Here is a 25,652-nt window from a genome sequence, read left to right as displayed (position 1 = left end):
GCACTTCTGACGAATGCGAGCCTGAACCGATAGCGCCTAGCCCTCGCTTGGCATACATCTGGTCAAGACACATCAGCATCAGGCGCACCTAATTCGACGTTTCGGAGAGCGACGCCGACTTTAAACTTCCTGTCCTGAGTAAGGAAGCGGTGGCTCAGCATGAGCTCGTATCGGGACATGAAAGGCAGATCACCGATGGCAAATTCAGGGCGGTCGTGAAGGATGCAAAACACGACGGTGTAGCCCTTCTCGTCCACGTCGCTATTCTTCTCAGGCACGATCAAAGTGAATGAGGCTTTGTCTTTATCGACATTGGGCTGTTCGGCATCGTCAGCAATCCAGGCGGTGATATCAGCTCGACACTGAGTGTCCGTTGCGAAAGCGTGGGCGTAGAATTTGCCTTGCGTGAAGAGGTGGCTAATCGAAGCTGCGCCGGACGAGTAGCGTTTGACATGGACGATCATCTTCCCTGAATGGAGAAGGTCGCAAACCTCGTACTTCTTCTGCCCAGCAACTGTTAACTTGGCCTTGTCGAGAAGGTATATTTCTGCGCAAGACTCCGCCGCCTTGAAATTGTAAACTTCTTCCCGATTCTCCTTCCTTTCTTCGCTCCAAATATTAATGCCTTCGGGTAGAAAATCCGCAACGAACGCCATGTCGTTCTCAGCGAAATAGTCTTCGACGGTCTTCTTGAGCTCTTCGGAAATCTCTCGCCATTGTCCGTTGGACAGCACGAATGTGCGACCATCCAGGTCAACCTCGGCCACTAGACAACGGTAGGCGTTCCAGAGCTTGTAGGTTTTGGTCTGCTCGGCATCGTAGCGATAGATTGACCAGCGCTTGATGGTGTCGGAGGTAAGGTCTTTCAGTCGTCGGCGAGGAACTTCCACGAGCTCGGTAATGCGTAGGTCCTCGTATGTAGCCGGAGCATCATCATCGTCGTCTTTAATCTCGACGTAGGCGTAAGTCGGGTCTTCTCCTTCAACGAACTCGGGAGGAGCTAGATGAATGCGATCAAACCGTTTGGCGACGATGTCGGCGCAGAGGAGTTTGTCGAGGCTTTCGATCACAAGAGGGTCGTTCTCGTGCCGTAGGACATCATACGATTTGAAAGCGGTCTCTCGGTAGTCAGTCGAGTTGTAGCGCTCTTCAAGCTTCAGGCAGAGTGTTGCCAGGTACGACCAATCTACATCTCCGTCCTTCGGGAATTTTATGACGATCGAATCCTTGCCTTTGAAGGACTCGATTGCCCCGCGGTAATCGGGCTTCACACTGCCGGAAATCGTTCTGAGGAACTCCGCTTCGGAATTGATACCGAAGACGCCGAGAGATGCTCCGGTGCTCGCCTGGCGTTCTGTTTGCCGACTGATCGACTCGTGCGCTGTCGTTTGGATGCGACGCAGGCCGTCGTCGTCGCAGATGTTCATCCCGACTTTGATGCCGAAATCGTAGACGATCTGATCCTTATTCAGGAAGCTGTCGCCGTGCTGGCCGAAGGCTGCAACGAAATGAAGATCCTCGAAATCATTGCGTTCGATCCGAAGGGCCATGATCGCGCGCGGAAACTTGTTTCGTGCTGAAAACGTGTACTGCTTCTCCTCGAAGCCGGAGTTTAGAAACTTCATCCAAGGAATGGCGTCTTCGGTCTTCTGCGCCCCGCCGGCATCCTGAAATTTTATGTAGCCGTCAAATTCACCTTCAAGGTCGACCTTGTCGTAGTCTTTCAGCTCGCCTTTGAGATAGTCCGCAAAATCCGCGCCTTCCTTGATCTTGTAGAGAGTTACCCGCTTGAATTCCGTCATGTTCTTTTGCCCTAGGCACCACTTTCCAGAACAACGATATACCCAACCGGAGGCCCCGCGCCACTCTAGATTGCGGTCGGCTTGTGCACGTTCCAAATCAGGGACACACACACCTTTCGTCCAGGCAGCCGCGTGACCGGGGCTATGTAATGGGGAGGCTACCCGCGGTAACCGCCGCCTAACGCCCGTCCCCCCATCCTCGCCGCTCGCCCTCCTCCGACCCGCCCTGGAGCCATCTCGGCCTCTCCGAGGATCAGGCGCTCTACACAAGCCCGCCCCAAAACGTTCGCGGCGTTAGCGAGCACTGGGCGGCGGCGAGCATCTTCTGCCCTGCCTGCGGGATCGCGCCGCTTGACAACGTTTGGGCCAAGGCGCGGGTTATGTCCCTCCCTTCCCATATTTTGCGTTCTCACTTTGTTCGACAGCTACCCGTTGATTTGATATGACCGTAATTGTCGTCGTGTCGTGGGCTGATGCACTCGGAGGTCTAGGAGGCGCACATGAGCTGTCGCGGATTCAACCACCGGCCTGGCTGCAACTGTCCGATTGGGCAGGGACAGGGCCATTCGAACTCGCCAACGTTCCTCGCGGAGTGGGCCCGCATGCGAAGCAAGAAACCCGGGATGTCGGAAGAAGCCACCCGATGCCGCTGTGGCGCTATGGTCTATCAGGTGTGGCCGCGGAAGGGCGCGTTCAGCGTCAATAGTAGGGAGCGGTTCGACAAGCATGTCTGCGCTTACACCAGCCCTATCCGGCACCCTCGCCTTGCTGCATCGGCGGCGCGCAAAGAAGGCTGGATGGAGCTAGCGAATTTTTGCCAGCAGGCTACAGCGCAGGGTCTCTTGGTAAGCGGGTTCTCTCTGACCGAAGGCGAAATCCGACTGATGGTTCTCGACCGAGAGCTGGTCTCGCTGATGGTAGATGGGACGCCGGTTTATCGCCTCCTTCGGGATGGGCCGATCGAGTTTCAAATCGCCTTTCGAAGCGAGCAGACTGGCGAACTGACGGGATCGCCAATCGATTGTGAGCGGGAGCTTCGGCGAGCGGCTTGAGGGGCTTTTCCTGACAGGGTGACCCCTCACCCTTCGCGCAGCCCCCCCCCCCGGGGGGGGGGGGGGCTCATCGGCCCTCTCCCCACGGGAGAGGGAGGTCGGTGGGGTGGATGGGGCGGGTTGATCGTCAGGTCCCTCTCTCTACCGCTCACCCCGGCGGAGGCCGGGGCCCAGATCGTATGGCTCTGTGCCTGGATGAGGGAGCGTTGGGTCTGGCTGGTCGTGCGCCTGCGCTCTGTCATCTGGGCCCCGGCCTCCGCCGGGGTGAGCGGTGGATTTGAAGGGCGTTTATCCCCGCTGGTCAAACTTCGTTTTGCCATGCCCGGCAAGGGATCGGCACCGCCGCCACGCCCGGCCTATCCCCGCCCTCCGCGCCGGGGGCACACTGGGGGGATGGAACAGGCTCCCCTCTCCGCCCCCGCCCCTGCGCCGCAGAAGTTTGTGAGTGCCCAGACCTGGGCGCTGGCGCGACGGGACTATCTGGCGGGAGAGACGGCGGCGGTGGTGGCCGAGCGGTACGGGATCGGGATCGATAACCTGCGCAAGCGCCAGATCAACGAGGGCTGGACGCGCAAGGCGCAGCGGGCGGCGCTGGGGGACGGGCCGTGGCCGGATGAAGAGGCGCGGCTGGCGGCGGCACGGGGGGAGCTGGACGCGGCGATGGTGGGCGCGAGCTGCGCGGCGGATCAGGCCGGGGCAGCCAAGCTACGGTTCGATCTGGGGATGAGCTGGCACCCGGCACGGGCGATGAGCCAGGCGGCGGCGGAGGCATCGCGGCTGATCGCCGAGGGGCGCGGTCGCGAGGCGCAGGCGGTGATCCGGGCGGCGGAGAGCCTGGGCCGGCTGACGGGATATCGGCCCGTGCCGCAGGAGCACTATGCCAAGGACCTGTATGGGCAGGAGGCGGAGTTGCTGACGTGGTACCGGGTCTATGAGGCCGAGGTGCGCCGCCAGGCCCGGTGGATCGCGAGCGCGGCCCTGGGCGAGGATCCGGCGGCGGTGGATGAGGTCAAGCCTTGGCGGCGCGGGTTTGCGTTCCCATGGCGAGCCCAGGTGCTGGGCGAGGCGGCGGCACGGGCTGATTTCGAGCACTTTCGCGCCGAGCCGTGGGCGGCCGATGTCTGGGACGAGGACGGGCGGCTGAGGCCGGAGGAGGAGATCGACGCGCGGTCGCTGCGCCGGCACCGGGACGAATGGCGGGCGGCGGTGGGCCTGCCGACCGACCCGCCGCTGTGGGCTGAGGCGGACGCCGCGGCACGGGTATTTTCCAAGGAGGTGCCGGACCAGGCGCGGACCCGGCCGGGCTGGGTGGCGGCGTGAGGCACCGGCGGCGGAGGCGCGGACCCGGCGCCGGGACGGCTGCGCCCCCTAGCGCCGCGCCTCGGCCAGTTCCTGTTCGACGGCGTCGAAGGTCTCGGTGACGGCGGGCGGCGGGGCCTTGCCGAGGAGGCTGACGAGGATGATGGTGGCGAAGCTGAGCGCGAAGCCGGGGACCATCTCGTAGATGACGCCGCTGAGCGAGCCGCCGTCCGGGCCGAGCGGGGCGTAGATCCAGATCAGAACCGTGGCGGCACCGACGATCATGCCGGCCAGGGCACCTGTGCGGGTCATGCGGCGCCAGGTCAGGCTGAGGATCACCAGCGGCCCGAAGGCGGCGCCGAGGCCGGCCCAGGCCTGACCGACCAGATTGAGGATGCTGCTGTCAGGGTTCCAGGCCAGGAAGATGGCCGCCAGCGCCACCGCCAGCACGGCCAGGCGACCGATCAGGACCAGCTCCTTCTGGGGGGCGTTGCGGCGCAGGAAGGTGCCGTAGAAGTCCTCGACCAGCGAACTGGACGAGACGAGCAGCTGGGAGCTGATGGTCGACATGATCGCCGCCAGGATGGCCGCCAGCAGGAAGCCGGTGATCAGCGGGTCGAACAGCACGTCGGACAGGAGGATGAAGATGGTCTCCGGGTCGCTGACCTCCAGGCCGGTGCGGGTGGCGTAGGCGAGGCCCGCCAGGCCGGTGGCCAGGGCACCGATCAGGGTCACCAGCATCCAGCTCATACCGATGTTGCGCATCATCGGGATGTCGCGCACCGAACGCACCGCCATGAAACGCACGATGATGTGCGGCTGACCGAAATAGCCCAGACCCCAGGCCAGGGCCGAGATGGTGCCGATCAGGGTGAAGTCCTTGAACATATCCAGGCGGCCGGGATCGACGCTGCGGATCGTTTCTTCGGCACCGGACAGGCCGCCGACGTGGCCGAGCGCCACCACGGGCACGAGGATGAGGGCCACGAACATGATGCAGCCCTGGACGAAGTCGGTCAGGCTGACGGCCATGAACCCGCCGATCATGGTGTAGGCGAGGACGACGCCGGCGGTGATCCACAGACCCCAGGCGTAGTCGAGCCCGAAGGCCGACTGGAACAGCTTGCCGCCCGCGACCATGCCCGACGAGGTGTAGAGGGTGAAGAAGACCACGATGACCACCGCCGAAACGACGCGCAGCAAGCGGGTGCCGTCCTGGAAGCGGTTGTCGAAATAGTCCGGGATGGTGATCGAATCGTTGGCCCGCTCGGTGTAGACGCGCAGGCGTGGGGCCACGATCAGATAGTTGGCGAAGGCCCCGATCAGGAGGCCGACCGCGATCCAGGCCGCCGACAGGCCGGTCAGGAACATGGCGCCCGGCAGGCCCATGAGCATCCAGCCGCTCATGTCCGAGGCCCCTGCCGACAGGGCCGACACCATCGGCCCGAGCTTGCGCCCGCCCAGCACATATCCCGACACGTCGTCGGTGCTTTCCCTGTACGACCAGACGCCGATGCCGAGCATCAGGATGAAGTACAGGCCGAGGGAGATGAGGACGCCGGTTTCCATGGCCCATGCGTAACAGGGACCGCCCAAGGATGGCCACCCCCTGATTTCGACGGGATCAGGCGGCGGGTCGCCCCGCCGCCTCCCGAATTAGTAGGCTGCGACCTCGAGGCTGAACAGACCTTGTTCATTCGCCCCGAAGCTGGTCACCACCACCGTATAGGTGCCGGTGAAGGGGGCCACGAAGCTGGTCTGGGCGTCATAGCCCGTCGTTCCGCCGCCGGAATCGTCATCGGACCACATTTCGTGGAAGGCCCCGTTCGACCACTGGCCGACCCGCATATAGGCGTCGAACTCGTCCGAGCGCAGGGTTACGGTCATGTGCTGACCGGCCACGGCATAGAAGGTCCGGTATTCGATATAGCGACCTTCGCCATCGGGATTGTCGTTATTGGCCAGCCAGCCGCCGGTGATCATGCCGGGCCGCATACCGCCGTCTGGCGTGGCCGAGACGTCCTCGACGGTCAGGCGATAGGAGCCCGTCGAGCCGGCTCCATAGGTCGAGGCCCGCACTTCGAAGATTTCGTCCGACACGGCCTGGTAGTTGAACTCGGAATTCAGGCCGCCGCCGGAATCGTCATCATGGAACAGACCGATCCACTCGCCATTGTCGCTGACAAGTCCAAGCATGACGTAGGTATCGACGTCATCGGATTCCTGCCGGATGCGGATCACCTGCTGGTTGGTCAGGGCAAAGCGATAGGCCTCATAGTGACGGCCATCTGCATCGACGGGGTCGTCCAGATCAATGTAGCCGCCGATGTCGATGGGCAGACCGCTTGCGCCATAGGCCTGGGTGCTACGGCTCAGACTGTAGCCACCATATCCGCCAGAGCTGAAACTGGTGGCGCGGACCTCATAGGTGCCGCCCTCGGTCGCGCGGTACTGAAGCAGGGCGTTGGGATAGCCGGCACCGTCATCGTCCGAAGCCAACTCACGAAACTGCCCGCCGGGGGCGGAGCGTCCGATCTGAAGCAGAGGATCAAACTCACCGGAGTTCATCCGCAGCACGACCATCTCACCTGGCTCGGCGTCAATCCGCCACCGCTCAAAGTGCCCACCCGTCGACGAGACGGGGTCGCGGGTATCGAGACTGCCGGCAACGGTCGTATTGGGTCGGATCAGTTGCTGGGCCGCGGCTCCGCCGGCCCCTACCGTCAAAAGCGCAATGGCAGACGTTACGATCAAAAGTCTGTTTTGCATGGGAATCTCCTCCACCCCTTGTCAGAACGCCACTAAAGCATGAACCGTGTTATCTTGTCAGGAACCTGCCTGATCCTGACATCGTTGTTGATCGCAGGCATGGCGGTATCGGACCGCTGATGGAGGAGCCCGCATGAAACCCCTGATCACTCTAGTTGCCGTCTCGGCCATCGCCGGCCTGGCTGCCTGCCAAGCGGGAAGCGAGGGCACGCATAGTACCGACGGCGGGGGATCCTCCGCAGAGAGCGCAGCAACCGAAGCCTCTGCTTCGGGCGGCGACACGATGACCGCGCGGGCCCGGGCCGGCCTTTGGCAGATGACCGCCGGCTTCCCGGGCAACGAGGGTCGCTCGGTAACCAGCCGCGTCTGCATGGACGACACCATGACGGTACTGGACACCGGCTCGGCCGAGTCGGCCCACAGTGAGGACTGCACGCAGAACGTCACCCGTACGGGCAACGGCTTTGCCTTCACCAGCCGCTGCGCGCCGGAAGGCGGCGGTGTCACCGAAACCACGGGAACCATGACCGGCGACTTCCAGACCGCCTATCGGATGGAGGCGACCGTCACGACGACCGGGGCCCCGATGGCGGCCATGAACGGCACCAGCCAGGTGGTTACGACCGCCCAATACCAGGGCGCTTGTCCCGAAGGCTGGCGCGGCGGCGACGTTGAACTGGCCGGCATGGGCATTCGCCTCAATGTCAACGACATGCGCGAACAGGCAGCCGGTGCGGCGGCAGCCTCTCAAAGCGGGGGCAGCGACATCGGCGGCTAGACGGGTCTAGGAGACGGGTTTGGCCTGAACCAGCGCGATCAGGCCAAACACGCTCACCACAGTGAACCAGATCAGCAGGATCAGGTTCACAAGCAGGGGCAGCAGCAACGCCAGCAGCCCCACCGGGCCGAAGGCCACCGCCACGATGGCGGCGATAACCCACGGCAGGATGTGCCACCAGAACGACTGCCAGAAGATGCGAACTTGCTGGTCGAAGTGGGTGCGGATCCAACCGCGTGCCGAGCCGCGCGCCACATAGCCGACAATCAGGCCGACAATCGCCAGCGTCCCGGCCGACGGAATGCTGAGAATATAGAGCAGCCAGACGACGGCGGCGGCGGGCCGGCCCTCTTCGGCGACGAGATCGTGGTCACGTTCGTCGGTCATGCCATCTTCCAGGTTCCGGGATCGCGAATCTCTTCACGCTTCAACAGCTTCATCAGGCCGGTGGCCCCGCGCGCCACGACCCAGATGACCGTCAGGCTCAGGACAAAGACTCCCAGGCCCAGCGGGAAGGTCACCACGCCAATGATCCCGGCGATCACCCCGACCAGACTGGTGCGGAACTGGTAGATCAGGTGGGATTTGACCCAGCTCTTGACCAGGAATTGTCCCGTCCAGGACAGGAACAGAGCCAGCAAGGCCGTGGTCCCGACACTGACGGCCGCCGCAATCAGACAGGCATAGATGGTCAGGGCAAGGCGCGCGTCCCCATCCGCCGTCACGCCCGGCTCGCGGCGGCCCGCGGGCCGCTCAAAAGGCCGCGTGGCCCCCAACTGTCCGAATGCACCGTCGTCGGCGGGCGGCGGAGGAACGGGTGCCGCCTCCGGAACCGGGCTAAGCGCCTCGCGCTCCGGCGCGGCAGGTGCCGTCGACGCGGCATCGGCCTCGGAGGACGCGGCGACAGGTGCTTCAGGATCGCCAAACACAGCCATGTCCGCCTCCCTTACCGCAGCGGGTTCAGACTTAGCATCCCCCATCGGATCAGGAACCGCTACGGCTCGGATGGTGACTGGGGCCTGAACAGGTGCCGCGACCGGCTCCGCCCATAGGTCCGGCTCAGGCTCACGCGGTGTTATCAAATCAGGCTGGGGTTCCGGCGAAGTTTCCGCAACCGGCTCCAGGTCCGGCTGGACCTCCGGCGAGGCTTCCACGACCGGTTCGAGGCCTGGCTGAGGGTCCGGCGGGCTTTCCGCGAGGGGCTCGACGTTCGGCTGAGGTTCCGTATCCGGCTCCGGCTCAGGAGCCGCCATTGTAACCGGGGCCACGGAAAGAGCGGGCTCGGGTTCCGGCTCCGGCTCGGGCTCCGGCTCCGGCTCCGGCTCCGGTTCGGGGGCCGGAGAAGGTGTCGCGGTCAGGGCGCGCGGTGACGCAAAGCCGACCAGATCATCGTCGAAATCGTCGTGCGGTGGCAGCGCGTCGAAATGGGGGTCTTCAGGCTCGGCCATGTGTCCTCGTCACAAGCCTATATCCCTAGCGGGCACGACCACCCGCCGCAATGAAACAAGCATCATCGACTGAGCGTGATGGCGCAACCGGCCGCATCGGCACTGGCGAGGGCTTCCGGCTTGGCGACCCTGACCGAGACACGGCGGACACGGTCATCGGCCATGAGGCTGCGCGCCATCCGCTCTGCAAAGGTTTCGACCAGGCCAATATGGCCTTCGTCCACAAGGGCCTCGGCCGCCTCGACGACGCGCTCATAGTTGTAGGTATCGGCCAACCGCTCAACATGATGAGGGGTCAAATCCAGTTCGACATCCATGATCAACGGCTGGGTCCGGCCCATTTCATGGTCGTGAATGCCGATGGCGGCCTGAACCTCCAGCGCACGCACAAACACCGTCAGGTGATCCAGAATGGGGTCGGTGGTCAAAGCTCAGGGCTCCAAGATGTCGGGGGTCTGCCAACCCAGATGCTGACCGGAATCGACGGCGATCATCTGGCCGGTCACCGAGGGGGCGTCAACGAGATAGAGCACCGCCTGGGCGATCTCGTCAGGCTCCACCGCATGACCCAGCAAGGTTGCCTTCGCCTCGGCGGCAAAGGTGGCCTGCGTCTGATGGATCGAGGCGGCGGTCGGTCCTGGCCCAACCCCATTGACGCGGATCTTCGGGGCCCAGGCCTGAGCCAGCATCCGGGTCGCCGTCCACAACGCCGACTTGGACAGGGCATAGGAGAAGAACTGCGGCGTCGGCTTCCACACCCGCTGATCCAGCAGATTGACGATACAGGCCCCCTCCCCCGCCTGCGCGGCAAAGGCCTCGGCGAGGACCAGCGGCGCGCGCAGATTGGTGTCGAAATGCCGATCCCAGGTCTGGCGACCCAGGTGACCGGCGCGATCATCCTCAAAGACCGAAGCGTTGTTTACCAGCACTGTCAGGGGGCCGAAGACCTTCGCGGCGTCCGACACGAGCCGGCGAGCCGCCGCTTCATCGGTCAGATCCGCCGCAAGCGCAGCGGCCCGTCGCCCGAGAGCCTGAATCTCACCGACGAGCGCCTGGGCTCTGTCAGGATCAGAGCGGTAGTGAACCGCAATGTCGAACCCGGCCGACGCCAGTTTCAACGCGATGGCGCGTCCGATCCGGCGGCTTGCGCCGGTGACGAGCGCCGCGCCGCGGGCCATTAGTCGAGCCGGCCGAACTCGGCGACGTTGAAGATACCGATGACGGCGATGAAGCCGAAGATGATGCCGATCGCCAACATGGGGTCGCTCCGAGATGTGTGCGGCCCCGGATTAGGGCCCAATGGGCGGGGGATCAAGGGACAGCGCTTGCTTGATGTTCCAATGCTGAGTTTGTCATCCCCGCCAAAGCGCGCAGCGCGAAGAGCGGGACGCCGGCGACCGAAGCCCTCCCGGCCGGATATTCGCTTGGCGAATTCCGGGACGACAAGGGTTGCCGGATGACGTCGGTGCGGCCGCCGACTAAGAACACCCCATGACCTGGCGCATCGCCGTTGAGCCGTTGACCCGGCCTCTGTTCTTTCTCTGGTCGCGGCTGAGCCGGGGTAAGACACTGGGCGTGCGTGTGCTGGTCCAGGATGAGGCCGGGCGGGTGCTGTTGGTGAAGCACACCTATCTCGAGGGTTGGTGGCTTCCGGGTGGCGGTGTTGACCGCGGCGAGACACTCCAAGATGCGGCGGTTCGTGAGCTCGGCGAAGAAACGGGGCTGGTCGCCACCTCCCGTCCACGGCTGATCTCGGTGCATTCCAATGAGCGGTTCTTCCCGGGTGACCACGTCGCGATATTTCGGATCGAGGCTTGCGAGCCCGGCGAGCTGACCTCGAGGCACGAGATCGCCGAGGTCGGGTTCTTTGCCCTGGACGCCCTGCCCGACGATCTGAACCGGGGGACGCGTGCGCGTTTGGCCGAAATCTTCGACGGGGCGGAGGTTTCCGCCGACTGGTAAGGCGACAGGCTGACTTCGGCTTGCTAAGTCGGGCCAGACACTTTGCAGGGAATCGCCGTGACCTTTCCAGAGTTCGATCCCATCCTGGTTCAGCTCGGCCCATTGGCCATCCGCTGGTACGCCCTGGCCTATATCGCCGGCATCCTGCTGGGTTGGCGTTATGCAGTCATGCTGGCGCGGCGGGATTACCTGTGGGCACCGGGCAAGTCGCCGGCTACCCCTGCCCAGATCGACGACCTGATCCTGTGGATCACGCTGGGCATCATCGTCGGCGGACGACTGGGCTATGTCTTCTTCTACGGCTCGTTCCTGGACACCCCCATCTGGGCCAACCCTCTGGACATATTCAAGATATGGGAAGGCGGCATGGCTTTCCACGGCGGGGCCATCGGGGTCATTCTGGCGGTCTATTTCTATGCCCGCTCCCAGAAGATCAACATTTTGCGGCTCGGTGATCTGGTGGCACCGGCCGTTCCTTTCGGCCTGTTCTTTGGGCGGATCGCCAACTTCATAAACGGCGAGCTGTGGGGTCGGGTGACCGATGGCCCGTTCGGCATGGTCTTTTGCAACGACCGGATTTTGACCTTCTACAACGGCATCTGCCCCGCCGGGCCGGAGCCACGCCATCCGAGCCAACTGTATGAAGCCGGGCTGGAAGGGATCGGCCTGTTCGTTCTGCTCTGGCTGGCGGTGTGGAAGTTCAAGCTGCTGGCCAAGCCAGGCTATGTCACCGGCTTGTTCCTGTTGGGCTACGGCCTGATCCGGGCGGCGCTGGAACACGTCCGCGAACCGGATGGGTTCATGCCGGATATCCTGCAAGGCTCGATCACCATGGGCATGCTGCTGTCGATTCCGATGGTCCTCGTCGGAGCCTGGCTGATCTGGCGGGCCCGCAAGAACCCGCCCTACGCGGGCGCATGAGCCTCAGGGACAGGCTGGTTCGCGACATTCGGGAGTCCGGCCCAATCACAGTCGCGGACTATGTTACCCGCTGCCTGCACGATCCGCAGGACGGCTATTATGCGACGCGGCCGAAGCTGGGCGCGGGCGGAGACTTCATCACCGCCCCCCTGATCAGCCAGATGTTTGGCGAACTGATCGGCCTGTGGGCCGTCGAAACCTGGCATCGGCTGGGCGCGCCGGATCGGTTTCACGTGATCGAAGTGGGCCCCGGCGACGGCACGCTGATGAGCGATGCCCTGCGTGCCGCCCATGCCGACCCGGCCTTTATTCAGGCCACGGATCTGGTTCTGATCGAGCCGTCGGCACCCCTCCGAGACGCCCAGGCCCGAATGCTCGCCAACGGCGATGTCGAACCGCGCTGGGTCCGCTCGCTGGAGGGTTTTGAGCCGGATTCGCCCGTCATCCTGATCGCCAATGAAGTCCTCGATTGCTTGCCGGCCCGCCAATATGTCCGCACCGACGACGGCTGGGCCGAGCGCCGTGTGGGCGTGTCGGACGACGGCGAACTGGTTTTCGGCCACGCCCGGATCGTGGACCGCTTCGTCAAGCCGGAGTTCGAGCTGGTGCCCGGCCAGGTGTTCGAGGTCGCCGGACAACAGGCTGTCTTCGGGGAGGTCTGTGGGAGGTTGGTCGGCGAGCATGGGGGCGCGGCCCTGCTGATCGACTATGGGCGCGACCGGCCCGAGGCCGGCGACACACTTCAGGCCCTTGTGCGACACGAGAAGGTCGACCCCCTGTCGCGACCCGGCGAAGCCGATGTGACGATGTGGGCGGACTTTCCGATGGTGCTGAATGCCGCCCTGAAGATCGGGGCTGATGTGACCGGCTGCCGGGGTCAGGGTGACTTCTTGCGTGCCCTGGGGATCGAGACACGCGCGACGCGGCTGGCTGAAGCCCGACCCGACGCCGCCCCGGTGATCGGGCGTCAGCTTGAGCGGCTAACTGCGGCGGACCAGATGGGCCAGTTGTTCAAGGCCGCCTGTGTGTTTTCCCCCCGCACGCTGGAGGTTCCGGGGTTCGAGGCCTAGGCTGCAACCATGACCGCTCTGTCTCCCCTCACCCATCCGCTGCTGGACAAGGCCGGGATCAAGCATGGCTTCTTCACGCGCCAGGGCGGGGTGTCTAAAGGGATCTATGCCAGCCTGAACACCGGGGTCGGATCAAAGGACGACCCCGCCGCCGTGGCCGAGAACCGGCGGCGGATCGCCGCGCACATGGGCGGGACGCCGGACGACTACGCCGCCTGCTATCAGATCCATTCGGCCAGCGCCCATGTCGCCTCGAGCGGCTGGCGTGGCGAACGACCAGAAGGCGACGCGGCGGTGACCCAGGCCTCCGGCGTGATCTGTGCGGTGCTGACAGCGGATTGCGCGCCGATCCTGTTCGCTGACGCCCAGGCCGGCGTGGTGGGCGCGGCCCATGCCGGCTGGAAGGGGGCACTGGGCGGTATCGTGGCCTCGACCGTTCAGGCCATGCAGGGCGTTGGGGCCGACCCCAGACGGATGGTCGCCGTGGTCGGGCCGTGCATTGCGCAATCGAGCTATGAGGTCGGGGCCGACTATCAGGACCGCTTTGAGGCCGAAGCGCCGGGGTCGGGCCGATTTTTCATCGAAGGCGCGACGCCCGACAAGCGGATGTTCGACCTGCCGGGCTTCGTCCTGTGGCGACTGGAGCAGACGGGTGTCGGGGATGCCGCCTGGACCGGCCACGACACGCGCGCGGATGCGGCGCTGTTCTTCTCGAACCGGCGGGCGTTTCTGAACGGAGAGCCGGACTTCGGGCGGTTGATGAGTTGCATTTCTCTTCTCCCCGCGACCTAGGGCGTGGGGAGGTGGCTCGGCGCGCTTACGCGGCGAGACGGAGGGGGCGGCGCAGATCTATCGGGATACGGCGGAGGCGCACCCCTCCACCACTTCGTGGTCCCCCTCCCCCTCGCTTCGCTCCGGGGAGGAGATGCAACCTACGCCGTCTGCGCCATCTCAGGCGTGCGAGTCACGACGCGCCAGGCTTCAGGGCGGGCCAGCAGCTCACGCACCAGCTTGTTGTTCAGGGCGTGGCCGCCCTTGACGCCTTCGTAGCGGCCGAGGAGTGGGGCACCGAGGACGAACAGGTCGCCGATGGCGTCCAGGGCCTTGTGGCGCACGAACTCGCGCTCCATGCGCAGGCCGCCGTCATTGAGGATGCGGTCGCCGTCGATGACCACGGCGTTCTCGAGGCTGCCGCCACGGGCCAGGCCCATCTGGCGCAAGGCCTCGACCTCATGGGCGAAACCGAAGGTGCGCGCGGCCATGATCTCGTTGCGGAAGGTGGCCTCATCGACGACGAAATCCACGACCTGATTGCCGATCACCGCACTGGCAAAGTCGATCTCAAACCGCATCTCATAGCGGTCACACGGGACCAGACGGGCCGTCTTGTCGCCCTCGGTGACCTCAATCGGCTCCAGCACCTCGATAAAGCGTTGCGGCGTGTGCTGGCGGCGGAAACCGGCGCGATCCAGAAGCTGGACAAACGGCAGGGCCGAGCCGTCCATGATCGGCACTTCCTCGCCGTCCAGCTCGACCACGGCGTTGGAAACACCCAGCGCCACGAGCGCCGCCATCAAATGTTCAATCGTCGCGACACGGACACCATCAGCATTGGCAATGACCGTGTTCAGCCGGCTGTCGACGACGCTGTCACCGGTCACCGGAATGCGGTTGTCCCGATCGGTCACGTCAGAACGCACGAAGACGATTCCCGTCCCGGTCGGGGCCGGGCGGATGGACAGGCGCACGCGGCGACCCGAATGCACGCCGACGCCGGCGCAGATCGCCGGACCCGCCAGGGTGTGTTCGTGTTGATCCTTGATGGCAGACGCCACGGTGAAACCTCAGTTACTCGTCTTCACCCGCGACCGGCGGGCTACCCCATCCCGCCTTTAACCTTGATGGTTGTCACGCGGAATGAAACTCAGGTTTCTCTTTGTTTCCAGAACGCCAGACAGGCGAACGCACCGCCTGGGTTTCCCGCAGACGGTGCGCCGGTGTTTGGGGACGGCCTTAGTTGGCCAGGCGGCGCAGGAACGCCGGAATGTTCAGATCGTCTTCTTCCGGCACCGCAGCGGTGGTCGGCGTCGACTCGACCTGCTGGGTCGGCTTGAGCTGTTGGGCGGGACGGGCCGGCTCAGGCGCGCGCGGGGCGACCGGCTCGGCCTTGCGACGACCAAACAGGCTGAAGCGATCCCGCTTCGGCGGCTCGCGACGGTCCATGAACAGCCCGGAGTCGTCAGCCCTGGAGGACGTCGGTGCGGGCTGAGAGGCGGTCGTCCTGGGGGCCGGGTCGGACAGATACAGGTCACCCTGCTCCTCTATGTCCTCGACCATGGGATCGACGATACGGGCGACGATGCGCGGCTCGGCAGGCGTCTCGACGACCATCTGGCGCGGGTCGAGCGTGCGGGCGGCGATCTCCAGGTCCGCCTGGGCGCGACGGATGGCCGGCTCAGGCTGGGCGGCCGTTTCCTCGGCCTTGATCGCGATCGGCTCGGGGGTCGGGGCCGTTTCAGGCTCAGACACCGTGGAGGTCGGAACCGGCGTGCGCGACACCGCTTCGGTACGACGCATCGGGGCAGGCTCGATCTTCTGGATCGCGACCTCGTCCATGCCGGTGGCGACCACCGACACGCGCAGCTTGCCTTCCAGATCCGGGTCGAAGGCCGCGCCGAAGATGAAGTTCGCTTCCGGGTCGACTTCACCCCAGATGATGTTGGCGGCCTCATCGACCTCCATCAGGGTCATGTCCTTGCCGCCGGTGATATTGACCAGCACAGCCTTGGCCCCGCGCAGCGAGGTGTCGTCCAGAAGCGGGTTCTGGATTGCGGCCTGGGCGGCGGCGATGGCGCGATCTTCGCCGGTGGCCTCACCCGTGCCCATCATGGCCTTGCCCATTTCGGACATGACCGCGCGAACGTCGGCAAAATCGAGATTGATCAGGCCCGGCAGCACCATCAGGTCGGTGATCGAGCGAACACCGGCCAGCAGCACCTCATCGGCCAGACCAAATGCCTCGGTAAAGCCGGTCTTTTCGTTGGCAATGCGGAACAGGTTCTGGTTCGGAATGACGATCAGGGTGTCGACGTACCGCTGCAGCTCAGCAATGCCGGCATCCGCCAGGCGGGCGCGGTGGCGACCTTCAAAGCTGAAGGGCTTGGTGACCACACCGACGGTCAGGATGCCACGGTCGCGGGCACAGCGCGCAATGACCGGAGCCGCACCGGTGCCGGTGCCACCGCCCATACCGGCGGTGATGAAGACCATGTGCGCCCCATCGAGATGGGCGTTGATTTCTTCTTCGGACTCTTCGGCGGCATTCATGCCGACCTCGGGATGGGCCCCGGCACCCAGACCCTGGGTGATCGTCGCCCCCAGTTGGATGCGGGCATCCGACTTGGAATAGATGAGATGCTGGGCATCCGTATTGGCCACAACGAAGTCACAGCCTTCAAGGCTGGCCTCGATCATGTTGTTGACCGCATTGCCGCCGGCACCGCCGACACCGAACACCACAATACGCGGCTTCAATTCCGTCGCCTTGGGCGCCGAAAGACCCAGATCACGCATATCTTTTCGACCTCCGACCCGATCCGTTCAAATCACTGTGCGTCGCCGCCTGCGAAGCACCGTCCACGGACAAGGTTAATGATTGCTCACCAGTCTTAAGGACCGGTTACCGCGATAGCGTGAGTCGCGATTCCTTCTAGGGATTTGTTAACCGCCATCTTTCGGTTAACGATTACGCCGAACATGGATATGCGGAGGGATCATGTCGAAGCTGACAATCATTCTGGCCGGCATCGCCCTTGCGACGGCAGGATCGGCGACCGCGCAGGACTATCGCTTGCCGGAAGGCGTCCGTCTTCCCGGCAGCCTTTTGGACCTACGGCCGGCGAATGGCCTCTCCTGGGTGACGTGCAATGTCGTCGAGGTCGCCGCCTTCCAGGATCGCGCCCACGTTCGATGCGCCAATGGTGAAGGCGTCGGGACGGCCCGTCTTCCGCCGGCCTATATCGCCGTCGACATCCAGACCCACCCAGGCCTGGCCTCAAGCCTGACCACCCTCGGCGTCCGCGCCCGGACCACCGGAACGCCGCTCTATGCGCTGATCTTCAACAATGCCGGCGTGAACCCGCCCGGCTGCGATGCTGGAAACTGCCGCGGAGCGATGGGCTTCGTCATCGAATAGTGTTTAGAAGTTCTCGGCGACCCACCGGATCATCCGCGGCACGAATCCGTCCTGCCCCTGTGACGTGGCCCCCGGACCAATCTTGGCGGACAGCATCTTCTTGGCTGACACCGCCTCGCGCGGGCCGTAGGCGGCGCGGACCAGCACACCTGAAGCCGCACAGAAGGCAGGACCGGAGGCCGCATCGGCCAGGTGCGGGCTACGCAGCGGGCGCGCCAGGCGGACCGGACGGCCGTCAAAGACGCGCACGGCCAGTTCCCGAACGCCAACCAACTGACTGGCCCCGCCGGTCAGGACGATGCTGGCACCCGGCTCAAACGGGGCCCCGGATTGCCTCAGCCGGTCGCGCACCAGTTCGAGCGTCTCTTCGACACGCGGCGCGATGATGTTTGTGACGATCCCTCGATCGACCTTGATCGTCGGGGCACCCGGGGCATCCCCGCGCGCCGGAGCCTCAATCTGTTCGCCGTCTTCGTGCGCCGAAGCCATGCACGAACCGTGCATGGTCTTGATCCGCTCGGCCCCGTTCATCGAGGTGGACAGGCCCCGAGCGATGTCCTGGGTGACGTGCGCGCCGCCAACCGGGACCCCGTCGATATGCACCAGCGCGCCCCCCGTAAAGACCGCTGCGGTGGTTGAGCCACCGCCCATGTCGATACAGGCGCAGCCCAGCTCTTTCTCGTCCTCTTCGAGCACCGACAGGGCCGACATGAAGGGGGCCGAAACCACGCCCTCAAGGTCCAGATGGGCCAAAGCCAGGCAGTGGGACAGGGCCGTGAAGGCCGTTTCCGCCATGGTGACGATAAGCAGTTCCAGGCCCAGTTGGTCGCCGGTCAGACCCCGTGGGTCGCGTACCGGCGGCCCGGCATCGACGCTCCATCGCAGCGGCAGGATGTGGATCGGGCGTCGGCCCGGCAGGTTGGCCCGCCCCATGGCGCTGGCAATCGCGCGAAACAGATCGGAATCCCGAATGGGTCGAGCGCCCAACGACACCACGGTGTTGATCCGATGGCCGACCTGCTGGCCGATAGCGGTCGCCACGACCGCCCCGGAGACAGGATCGGCGCTATCGCGTTCGGCGCGCTGCACGGCATGGGAAACGGCATCGGCTGCCTGTTCAAGATCAACCAGCGCCCCGCCGCGAATGCCACGCGACTGAACATGGCCCATATAGGCGACCCGGATCGTCTGATCCGCCCGGCGCACGCCGTCCGGCGTCATAATGAAGCAGGCGACCTTCGACGCGCCCAGGTCGAGCGCCGTTATCGCCCCGGCCTTGCCGACGCTCATCGAGCCCAGGCCTTCCCTGGAAGCCTCATGTCCACCCAGACGCGCCATCCGCCCACCAATACTCAGACGCCTCATCGTGAGGCGTCCTGACCAAACCTCAGGCCGAGCCGCGCGGCTCGACCGCCACGCTCTCAGCCACCCTCATATCCACGCGTGCAAAGCCCAGATCGAGCAGGCGCTCCTGCTGATCCATGGCTTCCAGCTGAACCAGCGCGGCATCGATGCCGTCCGCCGGAAGCTGGATCACCCCGCCGTCACGCAGCAAAAGATTCCACCGCCGCCCATCCACCCAGACCGCCGCGTCCAGGCGATCGCGCAAGCGCGGCCACCGCTGGATCAGCGGGATCAACTCGGCAGAGGCTTGTTCGGCCCCCGCGCCGACGACGAGTGGAAGTTCTGAAAATCGCCCGGGATCGGCCCCCGGAATGACGGTGCCTTGAGCATCGACGACACGAACCGCGCCATCGAGCTGCCAGACGGCGGCAGGTCGACGCTCGGCCACTTCGATGACCAGCGTGTTCGGCAGCAGGCGCACAACGCGAGCCTGGCTGACCCAGCCGACGCCTTCGATCTGGGTCCGCAAACCGTCAAGGTCCATGAAGACGAACGGCTGACCCCTCTCGAGACGCAGCTCATCGAGGATGGCGCGCTGGCCCGCTGGGCTGGCCCCTTGAATGTGAACCTGCTCCAGCCGGAAACCCATGGCGGCAAATTGGTTGTCTATGGCCCGCCCGGTGGCACGGCCGATTTCGGCTCCCCACCCGAACAGGGCAATGATGAGGGCGACAAACACGAACGATCCCGCCCCCGCCCAGGCCATGCTCGGCGTCAGCCCCTGTTCCAGGAAGCGGGGCTGTGTCTGGGGACCGCGCGCCTGTCCGCGTGGAGCCGCAGCCCGGCGCCGCGGGGCCGGCATCGCCTGTCGACGTCCGCCTCTGATTACCGCCGGCATGACGCGTCCTCCACCATCCAGCGCACCAGATCTTGGAAAGGCATACCCATGTGGGCGGCCTGCTCAGGCGCAAGTGAGGTCGGCGTCATCCCCGGCTGGGTATTGACCTCCAGAAGAACGAGAACGTCCCGTGTTGCGTCATAGCGGAAGTCGGAGCGGCTGACCCCGCGACAGCCCATGGCACGATGGGCGGCCTCTGCCTCTCGCAGGCAGCGTTCGAAAATGGCCGGCGGCAGTTCGGCCGGTAGCTTGTGGGTCGACCCACCCGGCGCATATTTGGCCTCATAGTCGTAGAAGCCCTTTGTCGGTGTGATGTCGGTGACCGTCAGGGCCCTCGGACCGGTCGCCTCGCCCAGGACGGTAACGCACAGTTCCTGGCCGGCGACATAGGGCTCGACCATGACCTCATCGCCATAGGTCCAGTCGGGCGCGCCGACCTCAGTGGCGAAGTCATTTGAGCCTTCGCGGATCAGATAGACCCCGACCGAAGACCCCTCGGCGTTCGGCTTGACCACATAGGGCGGGTCGATGACGTGGCGGCGCGCGACTTCGTGGCGATCAAACAGGCCGCCACCGGGAACGGCGACGCCGGCTGCCTTCAGAACGGCCTTGGACTTGTCCTTGTCCATCGCCAGGGCCGAGGCCAGCACACCCGAATGGGTGTAAGGAAGGCCCAGTGTTTCCAGCACGCCCTGGACGCAACCATCCTCGCCCCAGACCCCGTGCAGGGCGTTGAAGGCGACGTCGGGCTTCAGCTCGGTCAGGACCGCGGCGAGATCGCGACCCGCATCGACCTCTGTGACCCGGAACCCGGCGGCGCGAAGCGCCTTGGCACACTCGCGGCCCGAGACCAGCGAAACCTCACGCTCCGAAGACAGCCCGCCCATCAGGACGGCGACGTGGGTTTCAGAAGGAATGCGCGACATGGATCACTCGACACAGGGGGCGAGCGACCTTGATGGGTCATCTTGGTTTACGTCTGGTTTACCAGAAGGCCAGCGCGGCGTTTTATCCAGCCCAGGGATCGACGACGGACAGTCCCAAGGGTTCGAAATGACGGACATTGCGCGTCACCATGGTTAAGCCATGGGTCATGGCGGTCGCAGCCAAGATCAGGTCGCGGTCACCTACACTCAAGCCTTGAGCCTGGGATCGAGCCAGTAAACGACCGAACGCATCGGCCACTTGCCGATCGACGTCCAGAATTCGATCGGCGAACAGTCGGGGGATCACAGCGTCGAGCGCACCCTCGAACCTGATGCGTCGGTTTCCCGCAGGCAAGTGCTCGATACCAAAGCGCAGCTCGGCGAGGGTGATAACGCTGATAGCCTGCTGAACTCGGTCCTGACGTTCGCTCCAGGCGACAAACGCCGCATCGACCCGCGCGTTGGTCAGTGCAGAGATCACATTGGTGTCGAGAAGTTGGTTCACTCGTCCAGCGTCTTCGGATCGAGCGGCTGCAGCCCGCGCTCCTCCACGATGCGGTCCATGATCGCAGCGAAATCTCCGTCGGGATCCGCATCCCTGAACGGCACCGTGGCTTCCCAGAGGGACTGTCCCTCACGACCGTCGACCGAGGTGCTCTTTTCAAGCAGCTGACGCCAGTCCTCGGCGGACACCACAACGACCTCCTCTTTGCCGTAGCGGGTGACCCTCTGCGGCTTTCCGGCGCGGGCACGCGCCACCAACTCGCTAAAACAGGCCTTGGCCTCGGCGACTGTCCATGCGGCACCTTTGATGTCCTTAGGATCCACACGGCGGCTCATGTTGGTCAACATAGTCATATCCGGCCGTGGAGGCAAATTTCACCCCGGTCGGCCAATCCGCTTGATCTCCCAGTCCAGCTGAACGCCGGTCTTGGCCAGGACATCGGCGCGGACGGTGTCGCCCAGGCCCTCGATGTCGGCGGCGGTGGCTGCACCGGGATTGATCATGAAGTTGGAATGCAGCTCGGAAAACTTGGCCCCGCCCCCGCCGTGGGGCGCGGGGGCCTGATAGAGTTTGCCGCGCCAGCCGGCGTCATCGACCAGTTTCCAGCTCGAATGGCCGGGCGGATTCTTGAAGGTCGAGCCACCGGTCTTTTCGCGGATCGGCTGGGTCTGTTCGCGGCGGCTGGTGATCTCGTCGATCTTCGCCTGCACCTCAAGCGGATCGGCGGGCGCGCCGCGATAGGTCGCCTCGATCCAGATGATCTCGTTCTCGGGCACCACCGAATGGCGATAGGTGTAGCCAAAGTCAGCCAGCGAATAGTCGACCCGCTCGCCGGTCCGCGTCAGACCCCAGGCAGAGATGAGGATGTCCTTCGTCTCGGAGCCGTAACAGCCTGCATTCATCGTGAGGGCACCCCCGACCGTCCCCGGAATGCCCGCATAGAACTCCAGCCCGCCGATACCCGCCTTGGCGCTGGCCTTGGCCACCATACTGTCGAGCGCCCCGGCCCCGGCAGTAATCGTATCGCCTTCCGCCGTCACCTGCGCCCAGGTCCGACCCGCCAGGCGGATTACCACCCCCTCAACCCCACCGTCACGCACGATGACGTTGGAGCCGACACCCAGCACCGTCACCGGAACCGCCGGATCGAGGACTTTCAGAAAATCGGCCAAGTCCTCGGCATCGGCAGGAATGAACAGCGCGTCCGCCGCTCCCCCGACCCGGAACCAGGTGTAGGGGCCGAGCGGTTCGTTGAGCAGGAGCTTGCCGCGAACGGCGGGAAGATTGTCGAAAGAGGCCAACTGAAACTCCGCTAACCCCGGCGACCGCCGGGACCAGATGAAAGGACGCTGAATCGTGCGGATAGATCGACAGGCGGCTCGCGTCCACCCAGCCGTGGCGACTCCCGCTTCACCTCTGCGACCGCAGCCAGCCCGTCGCGGCACGGACGGCGGCATCCCCCGCTCCCGCGATCTCGTCAGGAGCCACACCGACGCCTTCGACGACCGCGCCGCCCGACGTGCGGAAATCGGCGTAGGCAACGCGCAGGGTATAGCCATCCATCACCGGCAGGCGGCGCGAGGACAGCATCCGCCCGGCGGTGGTGGCGCCCAACAGGCGTGCCCGACCGCTTTCCTTGATCACCGCCGCCATGGCCTCGGTGGTGCTGGCGCAGCGGTTATCGATCAACACAGCGACCGGTGCCTCATAGGTCGGCGCGCGGCCTCCCGTCGCGATGCGAACGGCCCCGGCGTGAGTCAGGGCATCCTGAAAGGCCGCGACATCATAGCCGCCGAACGTGTCGAAGGCCTCGCCGGGCAGGGCATCCATCGTGGCAAGCCCCGCCACGTCGAGCGCCCGACGCGTGGCGAAGGACCCCACCATCGTCTGTTCGGGAAACAACCAGTCACCCAGCCGCATGGCCAGCCCCAGATTGCCGCCGCTGTTGCCCCGCAAGTCGACGACCAGGCCGTGCGTGTCGGCCAGGTCGGCGAAGGCATCATCCAGCAGCTGGCGGGCTTCGGGACCCTCGACGAAGCTGGCGATACGGACCAGCCCGACGCCGTCGCTGAGCCGCCGCCATGCCACCGCCGGCTCTCCACGCTCGACGGCCACAAAGATCGGCGGGCGCGGCTCGAGAGTGTAGTCGTTGTGCGACAGGCCGGTGGAGGCGATCAGGGTTCGCACGACCCGCACCAGGTCCCGCTCGGTCGCCCCCTCAATCTCGAGCGTGGCGCGTAGCTCGGCCTTGCGCGCGGCCCAGGCGGCGTCGAAGGGTGCGGGCGTGAACAGGACCTCCTCGAACGTCCCGATGGTCTGATCGAACATCTCCACAACGGTGTGGGTACGGACGTCGGACCGTTTCGTCGCGACGAAGGTTCCGCGCGTCGCGCCGGCGGTGAAACGGCCCTGCAGAACGCGTGAACTCAATCGCGCTTCCAGCACGGCCTCGCCGGCGCTCGTTGGGCCGGACATCCGCACCGTCGAGCCATCACGTCGCGTCTCGCGCACGGCCAAGGCCATAGGATTCGGCCCCACCGTCGCCACGCTGGTCGCGCCTGACAAGGTTTGTTCCACGACCCAAACGGTCGCCGCGTCGCCTTGCGGTACCGTGAAGGTCACGTCCCAGCGCCCGGCCAGTTCGGGAATCCAGTCGCCGGTGATCTGACGCGCGGTGGCGATGGTCGGTCCGGCCAGGGCCAGAGCACCGAAGCCGGCCATCAGAGATCGTCTATCCAGGGCAGACCGTCGACCAAGATGCACCATGGGTCGCCTCCACAACCTACCAGACCCGAAAGCTAACCCGGATTTGGCGGCGTCCGAAATCGTGCGCCGGCAACTAACTCGCCTCTACGACCTCGGCATTGGGGTAGGGAAAATACAGACGATTGCCGTCGGGGTCGGCAACGATCATCAGGTCGTAGCCCCACCACCCCGCCTCGATATCAACCTTCCGGGTTTCCAGCTCATCGCGCAGCGCCTCCAGAACCGGAAGGTCCAGCGACACGAACAAGGTCGACTGGCCGTTTCGGTCCGGCCATTGCGACCCGAGGATGATCTCACAGCCGGCCCGGCTGACCTGGGCGACAAAGGTCACACCCGCCTCGTCAAACGACCAGTCGCAGGTGAACCCCAGACGATCAACATAGTAGGCCAGGGCCACCGGCACGTCAGCGACGGCGAAGATCGGCCGGGCGTACCAGTCAGTCACCCAGCGCCTCAAGCTGCCCCGGCAGGGCATAGGCCCAGGCGGTGATATCGCCCGCCCCCAACAGGACCACCACATCGCCCGGCATCGCTTCATCCTTGATGACGCGCGGCAGGACGGCGGCGTTTTCCAGCGGCTGTACGCTGCGGTGGCCGAAGCGGCGGATGCCGTCGACCAGGGCGTGTTTGTCGACGCCCTCGATCGGCTCCTCGCCGGCGGCATAGACGTCTGCCACATGGACGATGTCGGCGTCGGCGAAACAGGTGGAGAAGTCCTCCATCAGATCGCGCAGGCGGGTGTAACGGTGCGGCTGGACAACCGCGATGACGCGGCCCTCGGCCACCTGGCGGGCGGCCTTGAGCACGGCGGCGATTTCGACCGGGTGATGGCCATAGTCATCGACGATCCGCACGCCGTCGACCACGCCGGTGGTGGTGAAGCGCCGCTTGACCCCGCCGAAGCCGGCCAGACCTGAGCGAATGGCGTCGTCGGATACGTCCAACTCGCGCGCCACGGCGATGGCCGCCAGGGCGTTGGAGACATTGTGCCAGCCGGCCATCGGCAGGTGCAGCCCCTCGATCCGGGTCGTCTCGCCGTTCTGGATGACAACGTCAAAGCGCGCGCCGTCTGGCCCCATCTGGCAGTTCTCGGCCCGCACCATCGCCTGCGGATTGACGCCATAGGTGACGATCCGCCGGTTATCGATCTGGGCGACCAGACGTTGAACCTCGGGGTGATCCAGGCACACGGCGGCAAAGCCGTAAAACGGGATATTCTCGACGAAATCGACGAAGGCCTTCCGCACGCCGTCGAAGTCGCCGTAGTGGTCCAGGTGTTCCGGGTCGATGTTGGTGACGATGCCAACGGTTGACTTCAGGCGCAGGAAGCTGCCGTCGCTCTCATCGGCCTCGACGACGATCCAGTCGCCGTCGCCGACCTTGGCGTTGGTGCCATAGGCATTGATGATGCCGCCGTTGACGATGGTGGGGTCCAGGCCGCCGGCGTCGAGCAGCGCCGCCACCATCGAGGTCGTGGTCGTCTTGCCGTGCGTCCCGGCCACGCCGATGGAGAACTGCAACCGCATGAGTTCGGCCAGCATCTCGGCGCGGCGCACGACGGGAATACGGCGCTCACGCGCGGCGCGGATTTCGGGGTTGTCGGCCTTGACGGCAGTGGAATGGACGACCGCAGACACATCCTCGGTGATGTGCGCCGCATCGTGGCCGATCAGAACACGCGCGCCCAGCTTTTCCAGTCGTTCGGTGTTGGCGCTCGCCTTGGCGTCAGACCCCTGCACCTGATAGCCGATCTTGAGCATGATCTCGGCGATGCCGCTCATGCCGATGCCGCCAATGCCGACGAAATGGACGGGGCCGAGGTCAAACGGAACGGGACGCAGGCGCTGAATCATCCAGGCGTCATAGACTCAGCGACGGGGGAATGCACCTGCCCTCGCGTTTGAGGTTCGCCATCAC

At 65.0% G+C, this 25,652-nt stretch carries 26 protein-coding genes; 8 read left to right on the top strand and 18 right to left on the bottom strand.

Annotated features, from left to right (window positions below; all coding sequences use genetic code 11):
• Positions 1-62: 62 nt before the first annotated feature.
• Entirely contained in the window at positions 63-1,802 is a 1,740-nt protein-coding gene (locus G391_RS0107410) for a DUF6119 family protein (protein WP_029086956.1), read from the bottom strand.
• Positions 1,803-2,425: 623 nt separating this feature from the next.
• On the opposite strand from G391_RS0107410, the gene G391_RS0107405 reads away from it, so the two are divergent.
• Both G391_RS0107405 and G391_RS0107400 read left to right on the top strand, forming a co-directional pair.
• Complete coding sequence (locus tag G391_RS0107405) at positions 2,426-2,854, top strand: hypothetical protein (protein WP_156893879.1); 429 nt, start codon at positions 2,426-2,428, stop codon at positions 2,852-2,854.
• Between the two features lie 195 nt (positions 2,855-3,049).
• Positions 3,050-4,174 carry a hypothetical protein gene (locus G391_RS0107400; RefSeq protein ID WP_029086954.1) on the top strand — a complete coding sequence of 375 codons (1,125 nt, stop codon included), beginning with the start codon at positions 3,050-3,052 and terminating at the stop codon, positions 4,172-4,174.
• 48 nt (positions 4,175-4,222) lie between these two features.
• Here the strand turns inward: G391_RS0107400 and putP are convergent, their stop codons facing one another.
• Both putP and G391_RS0107390 read right to left on the bottom strand, forming a co-directional pair.
• Positions 4,223-5,722: a sodium/proline symporter PutP gene (gene putP / locus G391_RS0107395; protein WP_029086953.1), complete on the bottom strand. Its 1,500-nt coding sequence runs from the start codon at positions 5,720-5,722 to the stop codon at positions 4,223-4,225.
• A gap of 87 nt (positions 5,723-5,809) precedes the next feature.
• Complete coding sequence (locus G391_RS0107390) at positions 5,810-6,922, bottom strand: hypothetical protein (RefSeq protein ID WP_029086952.1); 1,113 nt, start codon at positions 6,920-6,922, stop codon at positions 5,810-5,812.
• Positions 6,923-7,055: 133 nt separating this feature from the next.
• Between G391_RS0107390 and G391_RS0107385 the strand changes: the two genes are divergently transcribed.
• On the top strand, positions 7,056-7,700 hold the full coding sequence (locus G391_RS0107385) for a DUF3617 domain-containing protein (protein WP_029086951.1): 645 nt from the start codon (positions 7,056-7,058) through the stop codon (positions 7,698-7,700).
• Between the two features lie 6 nt (positions 7,701-7,706).
• Here the strand turns inward: G391_RS0107385 and G391_RS0107380 are convergent, their stop codons facing one another.
• From G391_RS0107380 to G391_RS0107365, 4 genes are all read right to left on the bottom strand, one after another.
• Entirely contained in the window at positions 7,707-8,087 is a 381-nt protein-coding gene (locus G391_RS0107380; RefSeq protein WP_029086950.1) for a hypothetical protein, read from the bottom strand.
• Complete coding sequence (locus G391_RS15745; RefSeq protein ID WP_029086949.1) at positions 8,084-9,148, bottom strand: hypothetical protein; 1,065 nt, start codon at positions 9,146-9,148, stop codon at positions 8,084-8,086. Before G391_RS15745 ends, G391_RS0107380 begins: the two co-directional genes overlap by 4 nt.
• A gap of 62 nt (positions 9,149-9,210) precedes the next feature.
• Positions 9,211-9,576, bottom strand: coding sequence for a dihydroneopterin aldolase (gene folB, locus G391_RS0107370; RefSeq protein ID WP_029086948.1), 366 nt, complete (start codon positions 9,574-9,576; stop codon positions 9,211-9,213).
• 3 nt (positions 9,577-9,579) lie between these two features.
• On the bottom strand, positions 9,580-10,326 hold the full coding sequence (locus G391_RS0107365; protein ID WP_029086947.1) for an SDR family oxidoreductase: 747 nt from the start codon (positions 10,324-10,326) through the stop codon (positions 9,580-9,582).
• A gap of 313 nt (positions 10,327-10,639) precedes the next feature.
• Here G391_RS0107365 and G391_RS0107355 point away from each other — a divergent pair, with 313 nt between their 5' ends.
• Genes G391_RS0107355 through pgeF form a run of 4 tightly spaced genes read left to right on the top strand, consistent with a single transcriptional unit; the run spans position 10,640 to position 13,893 of the window.
• Positions 10,640-11,110 (top strand): NUDIX domain-containing protein, encoded by a 471-nt coding sequence (locus tag G391_RS0107355; RefSeq protein WP_029086946.1) that lies wholly within the window; start codon positions 10,640-10,642, stop codon positions 11,108-11,110.
• 57 nt (positions 11,111-11,167) lie between these two features.
• Entirely contained in the window at positions 11,168-12,031 is an 864-nt protein-coding gene (gene lgt, locus G391_RS0107350) for a prolipoprotein diacylglyceryl transferase (protein WP_029086945.1), read from the top strand.
• Positions 12,028-13,101: a class I SAM-dependent methyltransferase gene (locus G391_RS0107345; RefSeq protein ID WP_029086944.1), complete on the top strand. Its 1,074-nt coding sequence runs from the start codon at positions 12,028-12,030 to the stop codon at positions 13,099-13,101. Before lgt ends, G391_RS0107345 begins: the two co-directional genes overlap by 4 nt.
• A gap of 9 nt (positions 13,102-13,110) precedes the next feature.
• Complete coding sequence (pgeF, locus tag G391_RS0107340) at positions 13,111-13,893, top strand: peptidoglycan editing factor PgeF (protein ID WP_029086943.1); 783 nt, start codon at positions 13,111-13,113, stop codon at positions 13,891-13,893.
• A gap of 140 nt (positions 13,894-14,033) precedes the next feature.
• Here the strand turns inward: pgeF and lpxC are convergent, their stop codons facing one another.
• Together lpxC and ftsZ are read right to left on the bottom strand one after the other, a co-directional pair.
• On the bottom strand, positions 14,034-14,936 hold the full coding sequence (lpxC, locus tag G391_RS0107335; RefSeq protein WP_029086942.1) for a UDP-3-O-acyl-N-acetylglucosamine deacetylase: 903 nt from the start codon (positions 14,934-14,936) through the stop codon (positions 14,034-14,036).
• A gap of 178 nt (positions 14,937-15,114) precedes the next feature.
• Positions 15,115-16,674: a cell division protein FtsZ gene (gene ftsZ, locus G391_RS0107330; RefSeq protein WP_029086941.1), complete on the bottom strand. Its 1,560-nt coding sequence runs from the start codon at positions 16,672-16,674 to the stop codon at positions 15,115-15,117.
• Between the two features lie 202 nt (positions 16,675-16,876).
• Here ftsZ and G391_RS0107325 point away from each other — a divergent pair, with 202 nt between their 5' ends.
• Complete coding sequence (locus tag G391_RS0107325) at positions 16,877-17,296, top strand: hypothetical protein (protein ID WP_029086940.1); 420 nt, start codon at positions 16,877-16,879, stop codon at positions 17,294-17,296.
• Positions 17,297-17,299: 3 nt separating this feature from the next.
• Here the strand turns inward: G391_RS0107325 and ftsA are convergent, their stop codons facing one another.
• The 9 genes from ftsA to murC all read right to left on the bottom strand — a co-directional run bounded on the left by ftsA (position 17,300) and on the right by murC (position 25,588).
• Entirely contained in the window at positions 17,300-18,634 is a 1,335-nt protein-coding gene (gene ftsA, locus G391_RS0107320; RefSeq protein WP_084169172.1) for a cell division protein FtsA, read from the bottom strand.
• Between the two features lie 49 nt (positions 18,635-18,683).
• Positions 18,684-19,538, bottom strand: a complete 855-nt coding sequence (locus G391_RS0107315) for a cell division protein FtsQ/DivIB (RefSeq protein ID WP_029086938.1) — start codon at positions 19,536-19,538, stop codon at positions 18,684-18,686.
• Complete coding sequence (locus G391_RS0107310; protein ID WP_029086937.1) at positions 19,526-20,464, bottom strand: D-alanine--D-alanine ligase; 939 nt, start codon at positions 20,462-20,464, stop codon at positions 19,526-19,528. The genes G391_RS0107315 and G391_RS0107310 overlap by 13 nt, the downstream gene beginning before the upstream one ends.
• Positions 20,465-20,546: 82 nt before the next feature.
• Positions 20,547-20,969: a type II toxin-antitoxin system VapC family toxin gene (locus G391_RS0107305; RefSeq protein WP_029086936.1), complete on the bottom strand. Its 423-nt coding sequence runs from the start codon at positions 20,967-20,969 to the stop codon at positions 20,547-20,549.
• Positions 20,966-21,304 (bottom strand): type II toxin-antitoxin system Phd/YefM family antitoxin, encoded by a 339-nt coding sequence (locus G391_RS14200; protein WP_084169196.1) that lies wholly within the window; start codon positions 21,302-21,304, stop codon positions 20,966-20,968. Before G391_RS14200 ends, G391_RS0107305 begins: the two co-directional genes overlap by 4 nt.
• A gap of 39 nt (positions 21,305-21,343) precedes the next feature.
• Complete coding sequence (murB, locus tag G391_RS0107295) at positions 21,344-22,270, bottom strand: UDP-N-acetylmuramate dehydrogenase (RefSeq protein ID WP_029086935.1); 927 nt, start codon at positions 22,268-22,270, stop codon at positions 21,344-21,346.
• Between the two features lie 109 nt (positions 22,271-22,379).
• Positions 22,380-23,690 (bottom strand): S41 family peptidase, encoded by a 1,311-nt coding sequence (locus tag G391_RS0107290; RefSeq protein ID WP_029086934.1) that lies wholly within the window; start codon positions 23,688-23,690, stop codon positions 22,380-22,382.
• A 118-nt stretch (positions 23,691-23,808) separates the two neighbouring features.
• Complete coding sequence (locus G391_RS0107285; RefSeq protein ID WP_029086933.1) at positions 23,809-24,180, bottom strand: glyoxalase superfamily protein; 372 nt, start codon at positions 24,178-24,180, stop codon at positions 23,809-23,811.
• Entirely contained in the window at positions 24,173-25,588 is a 1,416-nt protein-coding gene (gene murC / locus G391_RS0107280) for a UDP-N-acetylmuramate--L-alanine ligase (RefSeq protein WP_029086932.1), read from the bottom strand. The genes G391_RS0107285 and murC overlap by 8 nt, the downstream gene beginning before the upstream one ends.
• Between the last annotated feature and the right edge of the window lie 64 nt (positions 25,589-25,652).

The organism is Brevundimonas aveniformis DSM 17977, from assembly GCF_000428765.1.
Taxonomy (GTDB): Bacteria; Pseudomonadota; Alphaproteobacteria; order Caulobacterales; family Caulobacteraceae; genus Brevundimonas; species Brevundimonas aveniformis.
This window is presented reverse-complemented; position numbering and strand designations above follow the sequence as displayed.